Origin of the sequence: Gulosibacter sediminis (assembly GCF_014904065.1) — a bacterium.
GTDB classification, from domain to species: domain Bacteria; phylum Actinomycetota; class Actinomycetes; order Actinomycetales; family Microbacteriaceae; genus Gulosibacter; species Gulosibacter sediminis.
Genome location: NZ_JACXJG010000022.1, coordinates 58,906 through 65,555 on the forward strand (window position 1 = coordinate 58,906; position 6,650 = coordinate 65,555).

Here is a 6,650-nt window from a genome sequence, read left to right on the forward strand (position 1 = left end):
TGTCTCGGACGGTTAAGCTGGTGGGCATGGTCAAGCAGATGAATGTTGCCGTTGTCGGTGCCACTGGTCAGGTTGGTGGCGTTATGCGCCGCCTCCTCATTGAGCGGAACTTCCCGATTGCGACGATTCGCCTCTTCGCCTCCTCGCGCTCGGCGGGCAAGCAGATCGAGTTCGCCGGCGAGCAGGTTACCGTCGAAGACGTCGCCACCGCCGACCTCAGCGGCATCGACATCGCCCTCTTCTCGGCGGGCGGCGCGACTTCGCGCGCCCAGGCCGAGCGCTTCGCCGCAGCGGGCATCGTCGTCATCGACAACTCGTCGGCGTGGCGTGGCGACGTCGAGGTGCCGCTCGTCGTCTCGGAGGTTAACCCCGCCGACATCGCGAACCGCCCCAAGGGCATCATCGCGAACCCGAACTGCACCACGATGGCGGCCATGCCGGCACTGCGTGCGCTCAACGACGCCGCGGGCCTCGAACGCCTCATCGTCACCACTTTCCAGGCCGTTTCGGGCTCGGGCCTCGCCGGCGCCCGCGAGCTCTCGGGCCAGGCCGTCGCCGCTGTGAACCAGGGCGAAGACGCACTGCTCGGCCTCGTGCACGACGGCCACGCGGTCGAACTGCCCGAGCCGGAACTCTACGTGCATCCCATTGCCTTCAACGTCGTCGCCCAGGCGGGCAACTTCGTCGACGACGGCAGCGGCGAGACCGACGAGGAGCAGAAGCTGCGCAACGAGTCGCGCAAGATCCTCCACCTGCCCGAACTCCGCGTCTCGGGCACCTGCGTGCGCGTGCCGGTCTTCACCGGCCACTCGCTGTCGATCAACGCCGAGTTCGCGAACGACATCACGCCCGAGCGCGCCACCGAGATCCTCGCCGAGGCGCCCGGCGTGCAGCTGCAGGATGTGCCGAGCCCGCTCGACGCCGCTGGCACCGACCCGAGCCTCGTCGGCCGCATCCGTGCCGACCAGTCGGCGCCCGAGGGCAAGGGCCTCAGCCTCTTCATCTCCAACGACAATCTGCGTAAGGGCGCTGCGCTCAACGCGATCCAGATTGCCGAGCTCGTGGCCGAGGAACTCTCGGCCTAACCAGCGCATCCGCGAACATTAGCGGGTCACACCAACTGAAAAGCACACCCAAAGCGTGCCGAAGCCCGGGAGTAAGGTAGTTACGTGACGAACCCGAAGATCTACGATGCTGTCCTCATTGGCGGCGGTGTTATGTCGGCGACCCTGGCGACACTGCTCCACGAACTCGAACCCGACTGGTCGATCAAGATCATTGAGCGACTCGACGACGTCGCTCAGGAGTCGTCGGGCCCCTGGAACAACGCGGGTACCGGCCACTCGGCGCTCTGCGAACTCAACTACACCCCCGAGACTGACGGCAAGATCGACATCTCGAAGGCGCTCACGATCAACGAGCAGTTCCAGGTGTCGCGCCAGCTCTGGTCGACGCTCGTGACTCGCGGCCAGCTGCCCGAGCCCACGAAGTTCATCAACCCCGTGCCGCACATGACGTTCGTGACCGGCGAAGAGAACGTCGAGTTCCTCCGACGCCGTTGGAACATCCTCAAGGAACAGCCGTTGTTCTCGACGATGCAGTTCAGCGACGACCCCACGCAGGTCTTCGAGTGGGCGCCGGCGCTCATGGTCGGCCGTGCCAAGGACGAGAAAGTCGCCGCGACCTTCGTCGAGCAGGGCACCGACGTTGACTTTGGTTCGCTGACACGCCTGCTCTTCCAGGCCGCGATCGAGAATGGTGCCGTCGTGCGCCTCGGCACCGAGGTCGTCGACCTCCGCCAGCGCCCGGACGGGGTCTGGCAGGTCGCGACGAAGGCCGCGAGCGGCGCCGAAAAGGGCCGCAAGAACGTCACCCACGGACGCTTCGTGTTCGTCGGCGCCGGCGGTGGCGCGCTGCCGCTGCTGCAGAAGTCGGGCATCCCTGAAATTAAGGCATTCGGTGGCTTCCCAATTTCGGGTGAGTTCTTCCGCACCGACAACCCCGAGGTCGTCGCGAAGCACCGGGCAAAGGTCTACGCCATGCCCCCCGTCGGCGCTCCGCCGATGTCGGTGCCGCACCTCGACACGCGTGTGGTCGACGGCAAGGCCTCGCTCATGTTCGGACCCTACGCCGGCTTCAACACGCGCTACCTCAAGCAGGGCTCGCTGCTCGACATGTTCAAGTCGTTGCGCGTCGACAACATCCCGACCTACCTCGGCGTCGGCGTCACGAATCTCGACCTCGTCACTTACCTCGTGGGCCAGCTTGCCGCCTCGCCGGCCAAGAAGTTCGAGGCGCTCGCCGAGTTCTTCCCCGAGGCCAAGAGCGAAGACTGGCGCCTCATCACGGCCGGCCAGCGCGTGCAGGTCATGAAGAAGAACCCGAAGGGGAAGGGCTACCTGCTCGTCATGGGCACCGAGGTGGTTACCAAGGCCGACGGCTCGATCGCGGGCCTGCTCGGCGCCTCTCCCGGCGCATCCGTCGCCCCCTCGGCAATGATCTCGCTGCTCGAGCGCTGCTTCCCCGAGCAGTGGCCGACCTGGTCTGAGAAGATCACCGACCTCGTGCCGTCGTACGGCCAGACGCTCAACGACAAGCCGGAGCTTGCCAAGCAGGTGCAGAACGACACCGCGAAGGTGCTCGGCATCGCCCCCGTCGCGTAACTTGGGCCAGTCATTCGTTGTCGGCATCGCCGGCGGATCAGGAAGCGGGAAGACGGCGCTCACGCGCGCGCTCGCCGAACGATTCGCCGACGATGCCGCGGTGATTTTTCACGACAACTACTACAACCGGCAGGATGCGCTGAGTTACGACGAGCGCGTGCTCGTCAACTACGACGCCCCCGAGGCCTTCGACAACGCACTGCTGGTGGAGCACCTCGACGAACTCCTTGCGGGGCGCGACGTTGAGTCGCCGACGTATGACTACGCGCAGCACAATCGGTCCGATATCTCGGTGCCGGTGTGCAGCCGGCCGATCATCTTTGTCGAGGGCGTACTTGTGCTCGCCGACGAGGCGCTCCGGGCCCGCTTCGACCTCAAGCTCTACGTCGACACCGATGCCGATGTGCGCATCCTGCGGCGCATCAAACGCGACGTGCTCGAGCGCGGCCGCACGCTGGAGTCGGTCGAGGCGCAGTACCTCGCGACCGTGAAACCGATGCACGAGCGTTACGTCGAATCGTCGAAGCTCTGGGCCGACGTCATCGTGCCCGAGGGCGGCCGCAACTCGGTCGCGCTCGAGACGATCGCCGGCGGGCTCGTCGCGAACCTGCGGGGCCTCGCGCACGAGTCGCTGCGAACCATCGGCGAGGAGTAATCGTGGCCAAGCTCTACTTCCGCTACGGCGCCATGAACTCGGGCAAGTCGACGGCGCTGCTCCAAACCGCCTTCAACTACGAGGAGCGCGGCCAGGCGGTCGTGCTGCTCAAGCCGCGCATTGACACGAAAGGCGCCGAGTCGATCTCGTCGCGCCTCGGCATGGACCGCAAGGTCGACATCCTGCTCGACGACGGCGCATCGCCACGCGAGGCGCTGGCCGGTGTCGTGGCCGAGCGTGGCGCGATCGCCTGCCTGCTGGTCGACGAGGCGCAGTTCCTCAGCCCGCAGCAGATCGATGAGCTCTTTCGCATCGCCGTGCTCGATAGTATTCCGGTGCTGAGCTACGGCATCCGCACCGACTTTCAGACCGTCGCGTTCCCGGGCGCCCGCCGCCTGCTTGAGATCGCGCACTCGGTCGAAGAACTGAAGACGATTTGCCGCTGCGGCCGCAAAGCGGTGTTCAACGCGCGCAACGTCGACGGCAAGTTCACGTTCGCGGGCGACCAGGTCGCGATCGACGGAGGCTCGGTCACCTACGAGTCCCTCTGCGGCCAGTGCTACCTGCTCGAGTCGGGTGGGCGCCTCGCGAGTGACGTCCTCGAGGGCTGACTACGCGCCTCGACACCATTAGGCGTTCGTGAGGCATGCACCCCGTACGCTATGTGGCACGAATTAATGGCGATTCGTGAGTTTAAGGACGGCACACTATGGAACCTCACGACGACGTGCGACTCGCTCGCATGAAACGGATTGACCTCGAACCCGAGCGCAGCCTTACCGTGACCAAGCTCGCCTACTCCACTCCGGCTGAGATCTACGACGTGGTGCGCAACCCCACGCTGCACATCGACTTCGACCCGAAACAGATGATCGTGAGCGTCGATCCGTCGTCGGCCGACCCGATCACCAAGGTGGGCGATACCTTCACGATGAGCATGTTCTCGCCGAAAATGGGCGGCGCGTATCGCATGGTCAACCTCGTCACGCACCTCGAACAGAACTCCGCCATCGCGTGGAAGCCGGCGACCGAGGGCTACCCGCCGATCGGGCACCGCTGGACGTGGACGCTCGAGCCGCGCGATGCCGAATCGACCTACGTCTCGCTCACCTACGACTGGCTCGATGTGACCCATGCGGGGTTTCTCGCGAAGAACACGTTCCCCATCTTCCCTATCGGCAGCTTTCATGAGTCGGTGGATGCGCTGGTCGAGTTCGTCGAGAGCGACTGGGGCGATGGGTACGAGGATGCGGTCGCCCACGGGTAGGTAGCGGGTTGAGTAAGGGGTGCGGCCGCGCAGAGGAATCGCGACGTGGTTGCGCTGCTGGAGTCGGCCTGAGGAGGTCGCCAAGCGTTGCCCATAGATCGCTGAGTCGGCCGTAGCGCGGGGCGCCCCGTGGGGCCGTCTGTGTCGAAGCGAACCGCTAGTGGGCCGACGTGAGGATGCGCGGGCCGTCCTCGGTGATCGCCACGGTGTGCTCGGTGTGGGCCGTCAGGCAGCCGGTGGCGCTGCGCAGCGTCCAGCCGTCGGCGTCGGTGACGAGCTCGGCGGTGTCGAGCATCGCCCAGGGCTCGATGGCGAGCAGGATGCCCGGGCGCAGCTTCCAGCCCCGGCCTGCCTTACCCCAGTTCGGGATGTGCGGGTCCTGATGCATGGTGGAGCCGACGCCGTGGCCGCCGAACTCGAGGTTCACCGGGTAGCCGGCGCCCTGCAGGATCGTGCCGATCGCAGACGCGATGTCGCCGATACGGCCACCGGGACGCGCAGCCTCGATGCCCGCCGCCAGGGCGCGCTCGGTCGCGTCGATGAGGTCGAGGCCCTCTTGTTTGGGCGTGCCGACGAAGAAACTGATCGCCGCATCGGCCACGATGCCCTGCAGCGAAATCGCGAGGTCGAGGGTGAGCAGATCGCCGTCGTGAAGCGCGTAGTCGTGCGGCTTGCCGTGCAGCACAGCGTCGTTCACCGAGGTGCAGATGTAGTACCCGAACGGCCCCTCGCCGAACGACGGCTCGTAGTCGACGTAGCAAGACTCGGCCCCGGCGGCGAGCATCATGTCGCGTGCCAGGGCATCGAGCTCGAGCAGGTTCGTGCCGACGGATGCGCGCGCCTTCGCAGCTTGAAGGATGTCGGCGACCAGGGCGCCGGTTTCGGCGCCGCGGGCGATTTCGGTGGGGGAGAGCAGTTCGATCATGTGACTGCTCATGCTACTCGCGAGGCTTGAGGCGCGTGATCGGCAGCGGCGGCGCCGGGAGTGGGGTGGGTTGGCCGTCGGGGAAGTCGCCGAAGAGCGGGCGCTTGCCCGCGTCCTGCGGGTCTTCGGGCTCGAAGCCGAGCTCGGCCTGGTAGCGGCGGCGGAACTCGACGATCTCGTCGTGGCTGCGGCCGACGAAGTTCCACCACATGACGATCTGCTCGCCGAGCGGCACGCCGCCGAGTAGCAGGATGCGCGCGCCGCTCGGGCCCGCAGTGACCGTGATGGTGTCGGCGCCGCTCGGGGCATAGGCGAGTTCGCGGTGTGCGGTCGCAGTGCCACTGACGCGGATCTCGCTGTCTTCCGCCAGCACCCCGTGCTCGAACTCGCGGCGGATCGGAATGGTGAGCGTCGCATCCGGGTCGAGCAGGATCTCGGCCCCGAGCAGCTCGGGTGTGCGGGTTGCAACGGGTGACGTCGAGCCGAATAGCGAGCCGATGAAGACGCGGGCGGATGCGCCGGGCAGGTCGACCGGCTCGGGTTCGTAGTGCGCGAACTCGTTTTCGCTGAAGCGCGTCGCCTCGGGCAGCGCGTACCAGAGCTGCACGCCGTGGAGGGTCGTCGTCGCGGCGTCCGAGAGCTCCTGGTGGGTGATGCCACGGCCCGCGATCATGAGGTTGAGCTCGCCCGGTACGACGGCGGCCGCGTTGCCGCCCGAGTCGAGGTGGTCGATGCGGCCGGTGAACAGCCACGAGACCGTCGCGAGGCCGGTGTGCGGATGCCGGGGCACGAACATCCCGCCGGTGTCGCTGACGTCGTCGGGGCCGTAGTGGTCGGCTAAGCACCAGGCGCCCACAAGTGAGCGTTGGCGCTGCGGCAGCGTGCGGTAGACGGTCATGGCGCGCACGCCGCCGAGTGGGACGAGGCGTGCTTCGAGTACCTCGACGTCGGTGCACGGCTGGCCTGGGTCGAGGAGTTCGAGCTCGGGCCGCTGGTCGAGATTCGTCATCGAGTCACCTGACTTTGGGGGCGGGGCTGGCCCCATTGTGCCCAGGATGCGCCGGGTCGCGCCAGTCCGTGGGTTGCCGTCGGGGTTCTGGTGATGTCGGTGGCTTGGGCGACAATGAGTTCGCAGTAGGA

Annotated in this window: 7 protein-coding genes; 5 read left to right on the forward strand and 2 right to left on the reverse strand. The window is 66.6% G+C overall.

The features are described 5' to 3' along the window. The first annotated feature begins 26 nt into the window (after window positions 1-26). The 5 genes from ID132_RS11375 (at window position 27) to ID132_RS11395 (ending at window position 4,585) form a co-directional block, all read left to right on the forward strand. Window positions 27-1,085 (forward strand): aspartate-semialdehyde dehydrogenase, encoded by a 1,059-nt coding sequence (locus ID132_RS11375; RefSeq protein WP_125106812.1) that lies wholly within the window; start codon window positions 27-29, stop codon window positions 1,083-1,085. A gap of 84 nt (window positions 1,086-1,169) precedes the next feature. Next, window positions 1,170-2,663, forward strand: coding sequence for a malate dehydrogenase (quinone) (gene mqo, locus ID132_RS11380; RefSeq protein WP_193128662.1), 1,494 nt, complete (start codon window positions 1,170-1,172; stop codon window positions 2,661-2,663). Window position 2,664: 1 nt separating this feature from the next. Then, a complete protein-coding gene (gene udk, locus ID132_RS11385) occupies window positions 2,665-3,318 on the forward strand; it encodes a uridine kinase (RefSeq protein WP_125106814.1) in 654 nt (217 codons plus the stop codon). A gap of 2 nt (window positions 3,319-3,320) precedes the next feature. Beyond that, window positions 3,321-3,929 (forward strand): thymidine kinase, encoded by a 609-nt coding sequence (locus ID132_RS11390; RefSeq protein ID WP_125106815.1) that lies wholly within the window; start codon window positions 3,321-3,323, stop codon window positions 3,927-3,929. Between the two features lie 131 nt (window positions 3,930-4,060). Next, window positions 4,061-4,585: an SRPBCC family protein gene (locus ID132_RS11395; protein WP_211198401.1), complete on the forward strand. Its 525-nt coding sequence runs from the start codon at window positions 4,061-4,063 to the stop codon at window positions 4,583-4,585. A 157-nt stretch (window positions 4,586-4,742) separates the two neighbouring features. On the opposite strand, the gene map is transcribed toward ID132_RS11395, so the two are convergent. After that, window positions 4,743-5,510, reverse strand: a complete 768-nt coding sequence (gene map / locus ID132_RS11400; protein WP_193128664.1) for a type I methionyl aminopeptidase — start codon at window positions 5,508-5,510, stop codon at window positions 4,743-4,745. 13 nt (window positions 5,511-5,523) lie between these two features. Continuing rightward, window positions 5,524-6,519: a pirin family protein gene (locus ID132_RS11405; RefSeq protein WP_125106817.1), complete on the reverse strand. Its 996-nt coding sequence runs from the start codon at window positions 6,517-6,519 to the stop codon at window positions 5,524-5,526. Between the last annotated feature and the right edge of the window lie 131 nt (window positions 6,520-6,650).